Genomic DNA, 14633 nt, shown 5'->3' on the forward strand with positions numbered 1-14633 from the left:
GGACCGCGTGGTGGGGGAGAGAGCGGGCGCCGCGGTGTCCCGGTGGCGGGCTGCGCGGCGGGCTCCGGCCGTCCGGGCGGAGGGCACAGGGCGGCGCGGCTCCCTCTGGAGCCGGGGCCGGGTGCTCGCCGCACTCGCGGTGCTGACCGCCGCGCTTCTGCTGTTCCACCGGGCCGTGCCCAACTCCGTGGGCCGCCTCGGCAGTCTGCTGGAGAGTTTCCTGCCGTGGCTCGGCCTCGTGACCGTGGTCCTGCTCGCCCTGTCCCTGCTGCGCCGGTCGGCCACCGCGTCGATCACCGTTCTGCTGCCGGTGGTGGCCTGGACGGCCCACTTCGGCGGGCTGCTCCGGCCCGGCGCCGAGCCCGGCGCCTGCGGCCTCCTCGTGGTGCAGCACAACGTCGGCGACGACAACACCGACCCCGCGAGCACGGCCCGCGCCCTGGCGGACACGGACCCCGACCTCATAGCCCTGGAGGAACTGGTCGCCCCGGCGCTGCGGGACTACGAGGAGGTCCTCGCCCCCGACTTCCCGTACCACGCCGTCCGGGGCACCGTCGGGATCTGGTCGAAGCACCCGCTCACCGGGACCCGGCAGGTCGACATCAGACCCGAGGGGATCACCGGTTCCTGGAACCGCGGCCTGCGCACCGTGGTCCGCACACCCCACGGCGACCTCGCGGCCTACGTCGCCCACCTGCCCTCGGTCCGCCTCGGCGTGACCGGCCTCGCCTCCGCGCGGCGCGACGAGAGCGCCGGCCTGCTGGGCGCGGCCGTCGCCGCCGAGGACCTGGACCGGGTACTGCTGCTGGGCGACCTCAACGGCACGGTCGACGACCGCGGACTCTCCCCGCTGACCTCGCGCCTGGACGTACCCGACAGCGGCTTCGCCTTCAGCTTCCCCGCCGGCTTCCCGCTGGCCCGCATAGACCAGATCATGGCCGCCTCGGCCACCGTCGGCCCCATACGGACCCTGCCCGCCACGGGCAGCGACCACCTGCCGGTCGCGGCCCGGGTCATGCTCGGCTGACGGAGGGGCGGCGGGACGCGGGCCGGTTCATGTGCCGAGGCGCCCGGTCCACGGGTGGGGTCCCTACGTCTCGGTGACCGCCCCGGTGAGCCACCGCCGCTGCCCGTCCGTGAGCAGGGGCAGGGTGGCGTCGAAGTCCTGCTCGTCCTTGGGCCGCGGCGACTTGGCCTTGTAGTACAGCTGGGCCTCCGGGGCCAGACAGGGGATGCCGTCCGCCGGCCTGAGGCCCAGTGCGCTGACCGGCCGGTGCACACGGGGGTCGCGGCGGGAGCACCACTCGTGGCCGCGGGACTCGTCCAGCGTGACTTGGCTGCGCCACGGCCGCTCCGGAGCGGGCCGGCACCAGATGTCGTGCACGTCGGTGGGCAGCCGTTCACCCTCTGCCCAGGGGCGCAGGGTGCCCGGCGGGTCCGCGGCCCACCACTGCCGGCCTGCCGGGGCCCGCTGGGCCGCGAGCTGGTCCCGCGGCAGCAGCATGACGTCGATGTCACCGTGGCCCCGCAACCGGCGACGTCCCTCGGCGGGTGGCGGGTGGCGGGAGGACCAGGACGGAGAACCTCTCCACGACCTCGGCCAGGGAAGCCGGTTCCCACCCGCCGAGAGATTCCCGGGTCCGTGTCATCCGCCCATCGTCGGACGGAACGGACGGGAGGTGGCGCGTGGCGGCGGAAAGAGGTAGCAAGCACCTGACGAACCGAGGGATGGGATATGCGTGGCGTGAGGTACACCAAGACGTTCCGGGCGATCGAGATCGGTGACGGCGGCGACGGGCGCTGGGCCGCGCACGCCGGGCCGGCTATGGCGGGCGCCGAGGACTTCTGGCTGACCGAGGAGGGCCGCACTCCCGAGGGTGCGGCCCGGGCCCGGGAACTGTTCGAGACACATCTGCCCGAACTGGTCCCGGCACTCGACGGGCTCGCCGGACAACTGCCGTCACCCAGGGCCGGGACACTGCTCACCCTGGCCGCGGTACGGCCGTTCTTCTCCGCCTGCACCCAGACCGGCACCGCCGGCACCCTGCTGCGCAACTACGACCACGCCCCCGAGCACTGCGAGGCGGTCATCGTCTCCTCCCGCTTCCTGCGGCCCGTGATCGGCATGCAGGAAGCGGGGTGGGGCCTGCTGGACGGGATGAACGACGCGGGGCTCGCCGTGTCCCTGACCTTCGGCGGACGCCATGTGCACGGACCGGGCTTCGCCATGCCCCTCGTCCTGCGCTACCTGCTGGAGACCTGCCGGACCGTCGACGAGGCCGTCGGCAGGCTGCGTACCGTGCCCGTCGCCATCCCCCAGAACGTCACCCTCGTCGACCCCGGCCGGGCCGTCACCGTCCACGTGGGACCCGACATACCGCTGACCGAGGCACCGGACGCCTGCGCCGCCAACCACCAGCACCTGCCGGTACCGGACGGACAGGAGCGGGTCACCCGGACCCTGGAGCGGCTGGCCGCCGTGCGCGCGGCCGGGACGGACGTGACGGCGATGCTGCGACCGCCCCTCTACCAGCAGGCGTACGACCAGTGGCTCGGCACGGTGTACACCGCCCACTACCGTCCCGCCGACGGCCACGTCACCTACCACTGGCCCGGCGCCCGCTGGGAGCAGTCCTTCGCGGACTTCTCCCAGGGCGAGCGCACCGTCGTCCTCGGACTGCCGGAACCGGCCGCGCGCTGAGCGCCGGGCGCCGGGCGGCGGCGGATCAGGCGCTGGTGGCGGGCAGCTTGGCGATCAGCGCCGACAGCTCGTCGAGTTCCGCCGGGGCCAGGTCGGTGAGCGGCGGGCGGACCGGGCCGGCGGTGTGACCGGTGGCGGTCATGCCGGCCTTGACGATGCTGACCGCGTAACCGGCCCGGCGGTTGCGGATCCCGGTGTACGGCAGCACGAAGTCCGACAGCATCCGGGTGACGTCGGCCTGCCGGTGCTCGCGGACGGCGGCGTAGAAGGCGAGGGCGAACTCGGGCAGGAAGTTGAAGATGGCCGAGGAGTACGTCGTCACACCGAGCTGCAGGTAGGGCAGGGCGTACGTCTCGGCGGTGGGCAGGCCGCCGATGTAGGTGAGGCGCTCGCCGAGCCCGGCGACGATCCGGGTCACCGTGTCGATGTCGCCGACGCCGTCCTTGTACCCGATGAGGTTGGGGCAGGTCTCGGCGAGACGGGCGATGGTGTCGGCGGAGTACACGGCGTTGGCGCGGCTGTAGACGACCACGCCGAGGGACGTGGCGCGGCAGACGGCCTCCACGTGCCGGGCCAGGCCCTCCTGCGACGCCTCGGTGAGGTAGGGCGGGAAGAGCAGGATGCCGTCGGCGCCGGCCCGCTCGGCCGCGGCGGCGAACTCGACGGCGGTGGCGGTGCCGTAGCCCGCGGGGGCCAGGATCGGCGTGCCGTCGGGAGCGCTCTCGACGGCGGCGGTGACGACCCGCTCCACCTCGGCGGGCGTCAGGGAGAAGAACTCGCCCGTGCCACCCGCGGCGAAGAGACCGCCCACGTCGTACTCGGCGAGGCGGACGATGTTCTCCCGGTAGGCGTCCTCGTCGAAGGAGAGGTCGTCGCGGAAGTGGGTCACCGGGAAGGACAGCAGGCCCGAGCCGATGCGGCGGCCGAGTTCTGCGGGGGTGAAGGACGTCATGGGAAGGCTCCAGTGAGTGTCGGGAAAGGGAGGGGGCCGGTGCGGGCGGCGCGGCTGTCCGTTTCGACGCCGTCCGCACCGGGGCCGGGGTCAGGGCCGGGAGCCCGCTTCGTGTGCGGCGACCGTCCAGGCACGGGCCCGGTCGCTGAGGGTGATGCCGAGACCGGGACGGGAGGGCACGAGCATGCGTCCGTCACGGGTCTCCATGTGTTCGTCGAACAGGGGCTCCAGCCAGTCGAAGTGCTCCACCCAGGGCTCGATCGGGTAGGCGGCGGCGAGGTGGAGGTGGATCTCCATCGCGAAGTGCGGGGCCAGCTGGAGCTGGTGGTGCTCGGCGAGGGCGGCGAGCTTGAGGAACTGGGTGATGCCGCCGATGCGGGGCGCGTCGGGCTGGACGACGTCGGCCGCGCCGTGCCGGATCAGCTCGACGTGTTCGGCGACGCTGGCGAGCATCTCGCCGGTGGCGACGGGAGTGTCGAGGGAGGCGGCGAGCGCCGCGTGCCCGGCCGCGTCGTAGGCGTCGAGCGGTTCCTCGATCCAGACCAGGCCGAACTCCTCCATGGCGCGGCCCATGCGCTGGGCGGCGGGCCGGTCCCACTGCTGGTTGGCGTCGACCATCAGCGGCACGTCGTCGCCGATGTGTTCGCGTACGGCGGTGAGGCGGGCCAGGTCGTGCTTCCCGTCGGGGTGGCCGACCTTGAGCTTGATGCCGCCGATGCCGCTGGCCAGGGAGGCGGTGGCGTTGTCGAGGACCTGCTCGATCGGCGTGTGCAGGAAACCGCCGGAGGTGTTGTAGCAGCGCACCGAGTCGCGGTGCGCGCCCAGCAGCTTGGCCAGCGGCAGGCCGGCCCGCCTGGCCTTGAGGTCCCACAGGGCGATGTCGAAGGCGGCCACGGCCTGGGTGGCCAGTCCGCTGCGGCCCACCGAGGCGCCGGCCCACACCAGCTTGGTCCAGATCCTGCCGATGTCACTGGGGTCCTCGCCGATCAGCTCCCCGGCGATCTCCTTGGCGTGCGCGAACTGCCCGGGGCCGCCGGCCCGCTTCGAGTAGCTGAAGCCGATGCCCTCATGACCCTGCTCGGTCGAGACCTCCGCGAACAGCAGGGCCACTTCTGTCATCGGTTTCTGCCGGCCGGTGAACACCTTCGCGTCACTGATCGGCGTCGCCAGCGGAAGGGTCACCGAGGACAGCCGCACCCAGGCGATCCGGTCCTGCGCGACCTCACTGACGGTGTTCATGGGCCCGACGTTCATGGTGGTCATGGCCCCGACGCTACGGTCGGCTTTAATGCACGTCCAACATAGATATTGGATGTACTGATACCTGGAGCGCATCGATGTTCACCCTCGCGCAGCTGACGAGCTTCGTGGCCGTCGCCGAAGAACTGCACTTCACCCGGGCCGCGGAGCGGCTCAACATGACCCAGCCACCGCTCAGCCGGCAGATCCAGCTGCTGGAGAACGAACTGCGCGTCCAGTTGCTGGACCGGACCAACCGCACCGTGCGGCTCACCCCGGCGGGCCGGGCCTTCCTGGTCGAGGCCCGCCGCATCCTGCGCCAGTCCGAGCACGCCACCCTCGCCGTGCGCCGCGTGTCCAGCGGCGAGGCGGGGACGATCGCGGTCGGGTTCACGGCCGCCAGCGCCTACTCCGCCCTCGGCGGCCTCCTGGACACCGCGCGGGCGGCCCTGCCCGGCGTGGAGATCCTGTTGCAGGAACTCGTCACCCGCCGTCAGCTGGAGGCCCTGAGCGCGGGCTCCCTCGACCTCGGACTGATCCGGCCCTCGGCCACCGGGACCGACCTGTGCTCCCGCACCGCCGTCAGGGAAGCGCTGGTGGCCGCCCTGCCGGAAGGGCATCCGATGGCCGTCCAGGACGGGCCGATGCCGATCGAGGACTTCACGGGGCAGGACTTCCTCATGTACTCGCCCATCGAGGCCCGTTACTTCCACGAACTGCTGATCAGCATCTTCCGGGCCGCCCAGGTGCGGCCCGTCTTCACCCAGTACCTCACCCAGGTGCACAGCATCCTGGCCCTCGTCAACGGCGGCTGGGGCATCGCCCTCGTACCGGAGACCGCGGCACACATGCGCTACGGCGGGATCGTCTTCCGGCAGGTGGTCCTGCCGGACCCGCGGCCGGTGGAACTGAAGCTGGTGTGGCGCAAGAACAACGACAACCCGGCCCTGGACGCCCTCCTGCACCACCTGTGACACATACCTGACGCACGGGCGTCACACGCCAGTCATGCACGCAAGGTATCGCAACCAACAAAATTCGACATGGACGGGAATCGGAACGATCTCTACGGTCAGCCGGTAACCGCAGTTCGGTGCCGTTCGGCGGTCACTTGTCCCACAGTTCAAAGGGGAACTGACATGCCACTTGTCGTAGTCGGCATCAGCGTTCTGGTCCTGCTGCTGCTCATGACCAGACTGAAGCTGAACGGTTTCGCGGCCCTCCTGCTGGTGGCGGTCGGTGTCGCCCTGGTGCAGGGCATACCGGTGAAGGACATACCCGACATCCTCTCGGAGGGCATCGGGGGCCAGATCGGTGACACGATGCTCACCATCGGGCTCGGTGCCATGGTCGGCCGGGTCATGGGGGACTCCGGCGCCGCCCAGCGCATCGCCGGCAGACTCCTCGACGCCTTCGGGCCCCGCGGGGTCCAGATCGCCATGGTCGTCACCTCGATGCTCATCGGCGTGACCATGTTCTACGAGGTCGCGTTCATCATCATCGTGCCGATCGCCTTCACCCTGGTCAGGGTCACCCGGGCGAACCTGCTCTGGGTCGGCCTGCCGATGTCGATCGCCCTGTCCACCATGCACAGCTTCCTGCCCCCGCACCCCGGCCCCACCGCCGTCGCCGCCACCTTCCATGCCTCCGTCGGACTGACCCTCTTCTACGGCCTGTTCATCGCGGTCCCCGTCGGCGCCTTCATCGCCCTGCTCTGGCCGCGCCTGCCGTTCGTGAAGGCCATCAGCCCCGCCATCCCCAAGGGCCTGGTGTCCGAGCGCGAGTTCACCGACGAGGAGATGCCCGGCCTCGGCTGGTCGCTGTCCGTGGCGCTGTTCCCCGTCGTCCTGATCGCCGGCGCCGCGGTGACCGACATGGCCGCCTCCGGCGAGACCCCGCTCCTGCACACCGTCGCGTTCATCGGCTCCGCGCCGATCGCGCTGCTGCTGACCCTGTGCCTGGCCATCTGGGCGTTCGGCCCGCGGATCGGCCGGAGCCTCGCGGACGTCGGCGCCTCGTGCGGCTCCGCGGCGCAGGCGATGGCGATGATCCTGCTGGTGATCGGCGCGGGCGGCGCGTTCAAGAACGTCCTCGTCGAAGGCGGCATCTCCGACTACATCCAGGACGTCACCGACACCTGGTCCATCTCGCCGCTCGTTCTCGCCTGGCTCATCGCGGTCATCCTCCGCATCGCCCTCGGCTCGGCGACGGTCGCCGTCGTCACGGCCTCCGGGGTCGTGCTGCCCCTGCTCGCCGGCAGCGGCACGCACGCCGAGATGATGGTGCTCGCCGTCTCCTGCGGCTCCATCGCCTTCTCCCACGTCAACGACCCCGGATTCTGGCTCTTCAAGGAGTACTTCAACCTCTCCGTCATCCAGGCCATCAAGGTCCGCACCAGCTACACCACGGTGCTGTCGGTCCTCGGCCTCGCCGGCGTCCTGGCCGGCGAGTGGGCCCTCGACATCCTCAGCCTGTGACCACCCCCCTACCCCAAGGAACCTGACACCACATGACCACGAGCCAGCCGACCGTCACCGCGTTCGCCGTCTACCCCGTGGCCGGCCGGGACAGCATGGAGCTGAACCTCTCCGGCGCCCACGGCCCCTACTTCACCCGCAACATCGTCGTCCTGACCGACTCCGAGGGACGCACCGGACTCGGTGAGGTACCCGGCGGAGAGAAGATCACGCAGACCCTCAGGGACGCCGAGTCCCTGGTGGTCGGCGCGAAGGTCGGTGACTACAAGCGGGTGCTGCGCGAGATCGGCGACCGGTTCGCCGACCGGGACTCCGGCGGGCGCGGCGCGCAGACCTTCGATTTGCGCACCACCGTCCACGCGGTCACCGCAGTCGAGTCCGCCCTGCTCGACCTGCTGGGACAGCACCTGGACGTGCCGGTCGCGGCCCTCCTCGGCGACGGACAGCAGCGCGACTCGGTCCGGGTCCTGGGCTACCTCTTCTACGTCGGCGACCCCGACCGCACCGACCTGGAGTACGTCCGCGAACCCGACGCCGACGACACCTGGCACCGCATCCGGCACGAGGAGGCCCTCACCCCCGAGGCCATCGTCCGCCAGGCCGAGACCGCCTACGCCCGCTACGGGTTCCGCGACTTCAAGCTGAAGGGCGGCGTCCTGGACGGTGCGGAGGAGGTCAAGGCCGTACGCGCGCTCAAGGAGCGCTTCCCCGAGGCCCGGATCACCCTCGACCCCAACGGCGCCTGGTCGCTGCGCGAGGCCGTCGAACTCTGCGCGCCCCTCGTCGGCACCCTCGCCTACGCCGAGGACCCCTGCGGAGCCGAGGGCGGCTACTCCGGCCGGGAGGTGCTCGCGGAGTTCCGCCGGGCCACCGGCCTGCCCACCGCCACCAACATGATCGCCACCGACTGGCGGCAGCTCACCCACGCCCTCGCCCTGCAGTCGGTGTCCATCCCGCTGGCCGACCCGCACTTCTGGACCATGCAGGGCTCGGTGCGGGTGGCGCAGCTGTGCAACGCGATGGGACTGACCTGGGGCTGCCACTCCAACAACCACTTCGACATCTCCCTGGCGATGGTCACGCACTGCGGGGCCGCCGCGCCCGGCGAGTACAACGCCCTGGACACGCACTGGATCTGGCAGGAGGGCCTGGAGCGGCTCACCGTCGCCCCGCCCCGCATCGTCGACGGTGAGATAGCCGTGCCCGACGCCCCGGGCCTCGGGGTCCGCCTCGACATGGACCGTCTCCTCGCCGCCCACGAGCTGTACCGGGAGAAGGCGCTGGGGGCGCGGGACGACGCCGTCGGAATGCGCTACCTGGTCCCCGACTGGACCTTCGACGCCAAGCGGCCCTGCCTGGTGCGGTGACGGCCGCTCCGGCCGGTCAGCCCCACAACTCCCGCAGCGCGGCGTTGACGGCGGCCGGCCGCTGGGTGTGCGGGTAATAGCCGTCCACCCGCAGCAGGCGGGCGCCGACGGCCTCGGCCACGGCCCGCGCGCAGGCGACGAGCGGCTCACCGGCGTACGTCCGGTACGGCTCAGGGGCGTCCTGCCAGGTCCCGCAGATCACCAGCGTCGGCCACGGCGCGTCCCGCAGCGGTTCCAGCGGCACCCGCGCCTCCCAGACCGGGCGTTCCCGCATCGAGGTGGCCACCGCCCGCAGCCGCATCTCGGTCGGCTCGGGCATGGGCAGCCCGATGCCCTCGGTCGAGGCCCGCAGATACTGCTCCGGGGTGACCGACTCCGGCACACCGGCGCTCTGAGCCACCCGCCGCAGCATGTCCCGCACCGCCGGATCACCAGCGGCGGCCGAGAACGCCGAGGGCTGGATCAGGGTCAGGGAGCGCACCAGGTCGGGCCGTCGCCCGGCGGCGAGCATGGCCGCGAGGCCGCCGTTGCCGTGGCCGACCACATGGGCGCCCCCGTCCTGCCGGGCCAGCAGGTCCACGAGGTCGGCGGCGTCGGTGTCGAAGTCGCTGCGCCCGGTGCCGGGACTGCGTCCGTAGCCGCGCCGGTCCATCAGCAGCAGCCGGTACCGGTCGGCCAGCGGCCGCTGCGCCGCGAACCCGTAGGCGTCGTCGTCGCCCCAGGTGAAGATGGTGTGCACGAAGACGGCGGCAGCGCCCTCACCGCGCGTCTCGTCCCACACCGTGCAGTGGACGTCGGCCATGGCGCCTCACACGTCGTCGCAGGTCTCCCGGACGTGACCCGAGCGGCCGCCGGGCAGGACGTCGAGGTCACGCCGGACGATGCTGATGTCGTCGCCCCAGCCCTCGCAAGCCGACTGCAGGCCTTTCTCGTCGTACTCGATCACCAGGACGGCGTCGCCGAACGCGCTGACGTACTCCCCGCACTCGGCGTACTTCCCGCACTCCTCCGCCACGGCGAAGTCCAGGCCGACCTTCTCGCGGTCCCCGGCGAGCTGCGGGGTGTTCTTCTGGCCGATGGCCAGGCCCTGGCCGTGGGCGTACGAGGCGAGCAGCGTGAGGAACGCCTTGGCGTCGCCGGCGCTCAGCAGCCCCTCGGGGGCCCGGGTGTAGCTGTCGTAGTTGTCCGGCTCGACCGCGTCGTAGCCCTTGGCCGCGCAGCCGTCGATCCAGCCGTTCACCTTCTCGGCGATCCGCTCGCGCTTGCCGGCGGTGCCGATGTCCAGCATGGCCTCGCCCCAGTCCTCGTCCATGACGACCTCGCCGTCCTCGTCGCGCAGCAGGAGGTCGGAGTCCCAGTCCCGTTCGGCGCCGGGCTGGGCCTGGAAGGCGTTGACGTAGCAGATGTTGTAGAGGCCGGCGGCGGGCTTCACCGTGTGGTCGCGTACGACGACCCGTACGCCGTCGGGCGGGGCGTACGGGCCGCCGAGCTGGTAGTCGAACCCGGCGTGCGCGGGAGGCGGTGTCACCGTCGTGGAGGCCGTGGCCTTCGGGTCGCCCTCGGCGCCGCTCGCGCACGCCGTGGCGAGCAGCGCGGTGAGGGCGGTCGTCACGGCGAGGACGGCGGCGGACGGACGGGTGCGGACGCGGTGGCTGGGCATGACTGACGGGCTCCATCTGGCGGACACGGCCCCGCCTCGGACCGGCAGTGGTCCTGGCGACTCGGTCCGGGCTCGCGGCACGGGGCCGCACACCGGCTGGGCGCGTCTCACAGAAACCTAATGGACGCCAAAATCGCACGTCAAACCGGGGTCGCGGCGGCCTCCAGACGTACCACCAGCCCCTTGGACGCCGGTTGGTTGCTGAACTCGGCCACGCTGTCCAGCGGCACCAGGACGTTGGTCTCGGGGTAGTACGCGGCGGCGCACCCGCGGGCACTGGGGTAGGCGACCACGGTGAAACCGGCGGCGCGGCGCTCCGTACCGTCGGGCCCCACACTCACCAGGTCCACCCGCGCCCCGTCGGCCAGCCCGAGCGCCGTGAGGTCGTCCGGGTTGACCATGACCACCCGACGGCTGCCGTGGATGCCCCGGTACCGGTCGTCGTTCGTGTACGGGACCGTGTTCCACTGGTCGTGGGAGCGCAGCGTCTGCAGCAGCAGGTGCCCCTCGGGGACCTCGGGCATCCGCCAGTCGTTGGGGGTGAACTGGGCCTTGCCCGAGGCCGTGCCGAACACCCCTTCGTTGACCGGGTTGGGCAGCCTGATGCCGCCGGGCCGGGCGACCCGCCGGTTGTAGTCGTGCAGGCCCGGCACGACGCGGGAGATCCGGTCGCGGATGGTCCCGTAGTCGGCCTCGAACCGGTCCCACGGGATCTGTGTCCTGCCGTCCAGGGTGTGGCGGGCCAGCCGGCACAGGATCGCCACCTCGCTGAGCAGCAGCCGGGAGGCGGGTTCCAGCCGTCCGCGCGAGGCGTGCACCTCGCTCATGGAGTCCTCCACCGTGACGAACTGCTCGCCGGTGGCCTGCACGTCCCGCTCGGTGCGGCCCAGCGTCGGCAGGATCAGCGCCGTCTGTCCGCACACGGTGTGCGACCGGTTGAGCTTGGTGGAGACGTGCGCGGTGAGGCGGCAGCGCCGCATGGCCTCCTCGGTGACCTCGCTGTCCGGGGCGGCCCGCACGAAGTTGCCCGCCACCCCGAGGAAGACCTTGATCCGGCCCTCGCGCATCGCCTTGATCGAGTTCACCGAGTCCAGGCCGTGGTGCCGGGGCGGCTCGAAGCCGAACTCGTCGCGCAGCGCGTCGAGGAAGGAGTCGGGCATCTGCTCCCAGATGCCCACCGTGCGGTCGCCCTGCACATTGCTGTGCCCGCGCACCGGGCAGGCCCCGGCCCCGGTCCGGCCGAGGTTCCCGCGCAGCAGCAGGAAGTTGACGATCTCCCTGATGGTGGGGACGCCGTGCCGGTGCTGGGTGACGCCCATGGCCCAGCAGACGATGACCCGCTCGCTCGCCAGCACGTCGTCGCGCACCTGCTCGATCTCCGCCCGGGTCAGCCCGGTCGCGCGGAGGATGTCCTCCCAGGCCACCGAGCGGGCGTGCCGGGAGAACTCCTCGAAACCGGCGGTACTGGACCGGATGAACTCGTGGTCGAGCACGGTGCCCGGCCGGGCGTCCTCCGCCTCCAGCAGGAGCCGGTTCAGCCCCTGGAACAGCGCGAGGTCGCCGCCGACGCGGATGCGCAGGAACCGGTCGGCGATCTCGACGCCGCGTCCGATCACGCCCCGCGGCTTCTGCGGGTTCTTGAACCGCAGCAGTCCCGCCTCCGGCAGCGGATTGACCGCGATGATCCGGGCGCCGCCCCGCTTGGCCGCCTCCAGGGCACTGAGCTGGCGCGGGTGGTTGGACCCGGGGTTCTGGCCCACCACGAAGATCAGGTCGGCGTGGTGCAGGTCCTCCAGGCTCACCGTGCCCTTGCCGGTGCCCAGCGTCTCGTGCAGGGCGAAGCCGCTGGACTCGTGGCACATGTTGCTGCAGTCGGGCAGGTTGTTGGTGCCGAAGGCCCGGGCGAAGAGCTGGAGGACGAACGCGGCCTCGTTGCTGACCCGGCCCGAGGTGTAGAAGACCGCCTCGTCGGGCGAGTCGAGTCCCTGGAGTTCCTCGGCGAGCAGCCCGAGGGCGTCCTGCCAGCCGATGGGCTCGTAGTGGTCCGAGCCCGGCCGCTTCACCATCGGCTCGGTGAGCCGGCCCTGCTGGTTGAGCCAGAGGTCGGAGCGCCGGCCCAGCTCGGAGACGGAGTGCCGGCGGAAGAAGTCGGCGGTGATCCGGCGCGTCGTCGCCTCGTCGTTGATGTGCTTGGCGCCGTTCTCGCAGTACTCGTTGACGTGCCGGTGACCGGGGGTGGGGTCGGCCCAGGCACAGCCGGGGCAGTCGATGCCGCCGACCTGGTTCATGGTCAGCAGCGTCGTGCCGGTGCGCCGCGGCGAGGTCTCCGCCAGGGAGTACCGCAGCGCGTGCGCCACCGCGGGGGCGCCCGTGGCCCAGGTCTTGGGCGGTTCGACGGTGAGGTTCTCCGCGGGCTCGTCGCCCGGCGACTTCTGCGGCTTCGGCATCAGGCGGATCTCTCGCTCTCTCGGGGTCGGGTCAGCCGTGCGGCCAGTGCGGGACCAGGCTCCTGGCCGGCACGGCCTCGGCCGGCAGGACATGACCGTCGCGGATCGTGCCCCGCCAGGCCCCTGACTCTTCCCCCAGCCCCTCGATGAACTCCTTGAAGTGCGCGAGCCCGGACCCGAGGACGCGCCGCGTGATCCCGAGGGAGTCGGCGGGCCCCGTCCGCACCGTGACCGACGTCCGGTCCGGTGCGAGCGCGGCGAACACCGCCTCGCCGCGCACCCGCGTACCGAGGACCCGCCAGCGCACCACCGTGTCCGGCCGCTGTTCGACGATCTCCGTCAGGTAGTCCCGGTGCACCGGACCGAGCCCGACCCGCCAGCGGACGAGCGCGGGTTTGATCTGCTCGGCGCCGCGCACCACGGACACGAACCGCGGGAAGACCTTGAACTGGGTCCACTGGTTGTAGGCGGTGCGCACCGGCACCGCGATCTCGATGGTCTCTTCGATGGTGCCCATGACCCGCCTGTCTCCGAGCGCTCGTCCTCTTGCAGTCTCGGGTGCCCCCGCAGGGGCCGCCACATGTCTTGGTCCTGCCGCGTGACCGTCATTCCGTCCAGACCCGGACCCAGTCGACCTGGAGGTCGGCCGGCACGAGCGTCGGGCCGCCGAAGGAGCCCTGGGTGTTCTGCATGACCAGATAGTGCGGGGAGCCGACGACGCCCGAGGTCTGGGTGTGCACCGGCTTCCCGTCGTAGAACCAGGTGATCTTCCCGGGCTCCCACCGGTGCCCGAAGGTGTGCCAGCCGGTGAGATCGCCGGACGGGCAGTGCCCCCGGTCGGTGTCCGTGGCGTGCCAGTACGAGCAGACCTCGCCGGACAGGCCCTCCATGGTGTCGGTCTCGCCGTCCCGGGGCCAGAACTCGCCGGTGTCCCACAGCGCCGGCCAGTTCGCGACCTCGCCGTCCGCCGACGGGACGCGGGCCCGGTACTCGACGGCGCCGTAGCTGTAGGAGAACGTGCCCATCGTGTTCACCTGGGCTCCGGTGTGCCGGCGTGCCTTCCCCTTGCACGAGCTGTCCTCACCGGTCAGCCTCAGGTGCAGCGCCCCGCCGGACACACCGACGTTCCGCGCGTCGTAACAGGCGTCCTCGGCGCTGTTCACCGGGCCGGTGACGCCGGTGCCGAACCAGCCGGTGTTCCACTTCGAGGTGTCCAGCGAGTCACCCTCGAACTCGTCGGAGAACCGGAGCTGCCACGCGCCGGACGGTTCCCACGACGGACCGCCGCCGCCCGGCTCCCGCGCCGGCTCCGGCTCCGTCTTCGGTGTCGCACCGACCTTCAAGGTGATCGACGGCAGCGGATGCCACACTCCGTCGGTGTCCTGCCACGAGCCGAACATGGTGTACGACCCCGCGGCGAACTCCCGCGCCCCCGAGGTGAAGGTGTGGCCCGACGGGCACAGCCGTACGCCGGACTCCGCGTCCGGGAAGTCGAGGTTGCGCCCGGCACCGTCGCGCACGGCGACCGTGACCCGGTCCGCCGTGACGCACCGGTCCGCGGTGATCTCCAGCCGCGCCGACGCGCGCTGCCCGGCGGTGAGGTAACCCGGTCCGAGGCCGAGTTGAGTGACCCGAGGACCTGAGGGGTCGCCACTGGCCGCGGTGGCGAGGGAAAGGGCCGCCGTGGTGACGGCCCCGGCGGTGACGAGAATGCCGATACGCAGCGAGCGCGGCTTCGGCCTGGCGTGCCGGGGTGTTGTTCCCATCGCGTGATTCCCCTCCGGTACGGC

13 protein-coding genes are annotated in these 14633 nt (G+C 71.8%); 5 read left to right on the plus strand and 8 right to left on the minus strand.

Going from position 1 to position 14633, the window contains the following annotated elements; all coding sequences use genetic code 11:
* Positions 1-34 precede the first annotated feature (34 nt).
* Complete coding sequence (locus tag J7I94_RS08590) at positions 35-1027, plus strand: endonuclease/exonuclease/phosphatase family protein (RefSeq protein ID WP_374198367.1); 993 nt, start codon at positions 35-37, stop codon at positions 1025-1027.
* A 63-nt stretch (positions 1028-1090) separates the two neighbouring features.
* Here J7I94_RS08590 and J7I94_RS08595 read toward each other — a convergent pair whose 3' ends face one another.
* Positions 1091-1531, minus strand: coding sequence for an amino acid transporter (locus J7I94_RS08595; protein WP_215166351.1), 441 nt, complete (start codon positions 1529-1531; stop codon positions 1091-1093).
* Between the two features lie 204 nt (positions 1532-1735).
* On the opposite strand from J7I94_RS08595, the gene J7I94_RS08600 reads away from it, so the two are divergent.
* Positions 1736-2701 (plus strand): C45 family autoproteolytic acyltransferase/hydolase, encoded by a 966-nt coding sequence (locus J7I94_RS08600; RefSeq protein ID WP_215166352.1) that lies wholly within the window; start codon positions 1736-1738, stop codon positions 2699-2701.
* 25 nt (positions 2702-2726) lie between these two features.
* Here the strand turns inward: J7I94_RS08600 and kdgD are convergent, their stop codons facing one another.
* Together kdgD and J7I94_RS08610 are read right to left on the minus strand one after the other, a co-directional pair.
* Positions 2727-3653: a 5-dehydro-4-deoxyglucarate dehydratase gene (gene kdgD, locus J7I94_RS08605; protein ID WP_215166353.1), complete on the minus strand. Its 927-nt coding sequence runs from the start codon at positions 3651-3653 to the stop codon at positions 2727-2729.
* A 90-nt stretch (positions 3654-3743) separates the two neighbouring features.
* Complete coding sequence (locus J7I94_RS08610; RefSeq protein WP_374198368.1) at positions 3744-4907, minus strand: mandelate racemase/muconate lactonizing enzyme family protein; 1164 nt, start codon at positions 4905-4907, stop codon at positions 3744-3746.
* An 83-nt stretch (positions 4908-4990) separates the two neighbouring features.
* On the opposite strand from J7I94_RS08610, the gene J7I94_RS08615 reads away from it, so the two are divergent.
* The 3 genes from J7I94_RS08615 (at position 4991) to J7I94_RS08625 (ending at position 8736) form a co-directional block, all read left to right on the plus strand.
* The gene (locus J7I94_RS08615) at positions 4991-5866 is read left to right on the plus strand and encodes a LysR substrate-binding domain-containing protein (protein WP_215166355.1); all 876 of its coding nucleotides are present in this window, start codon (positions 4991-4993) and stop codon (positions 5864-5866) included.
* Between the two features lie 165 nt (positions 5867-6031).
* A complete protein-coding gene (locus tag J7I94_RS08620) occupies positions 6032-7369 on the plus strand; it encodes a gluconate:H+ symporter (RefSeq protein ID WP_215166356.1) in 1338 nt (445 codons plus the stop codon).
* 32 nt (positions 7370-7401) lie between these two features.
* Positions 7402-8736, plus strand: coding sequence for an enolase C-terminal domain-like protein (locus J7I94_RS08625; protein WP_215166357.1), 1335 nt, complete (start codon positions 7402-7404; stop codon positions 8734-8736).
* Positions 8737-8752: 16 nt separating this feature from the next.
* Here the strand turns inward: J7I94_RS08625 and J7I94_RS08630 are convergent, their stop codons facing one another.
* The 5 genes from J7I94_RS08630 to J7I94_RS08650 form a co-directional block, all read right to left on the minus strand.
* Entirely contained in the window at positions 8753-9538 is a 786-nt protein-coding gene (locus J7I94_RS08630; protein WP_215166358.1) for an alpha/beta fold hydrolase, read from the minus strand.
* Positions 9539-9544: 6 nt separating this feature from the next.
* Positions 9545-10396: an endo alpha-1,4 polygalactosaminidase gene (locus J7I94_RS08635; RefSeq protein ID WP_215166359.1), complete on the minus strand. Its 852-nt coding sequence runs from the start codon at positions 10394-10396 to the stop codon at positions 9545-9547.
* Between the two features lie 140 nt (positions 10397-10536).
* Entirely contained in the window at positions 10537-12843 is a 2307-nt protein-coding gene (locus J7I94_RS08640) for an FdhF/YdeP family oxidoreductase (RefSeq protein WP_215166360.1), read from the minus strand.
* Positions 12844-12874: 31 nt separating this feature from the next.
* The gene (locus J7I94_RS08645) at positions 12875-13360 is read right to left on the minus strand and encodes an SRPBCC family protein (RefSeq protein WP_215166361.1); all 486 of its coding nucleotides are present in this window, start codon (positions 13358-13360) and stop codon (positions 12875-12877) included.
* 88 nt (positions 13361-13448) lie between these two features.
* Positions 13449-14609 carry a family 16 glycosylhydrolase gene (locus J7I94_RS08650; RefSeq protein WP_215166362.1) on the minus strand — a complete coding sequence of 387 codons (1161 nt, stop codon included), beginning with the start codon at positions 14607-14609 and terminating at the stop codon, positions 13449-13451.
* Positions 14610-14633: the final 24 nt, after the last annotated feature.

Origin of the sequence: Streptomyces sp. ISL-12, from assembly GCF_018614415.1 — a bacterium.
In the GTDB taxonomy this organism is placed as follows: domain Bacteria; phylum Actinomycetota; class Actinomycetes; order Streptomycetales; family Streptomycetaceae; genus Streptomyces.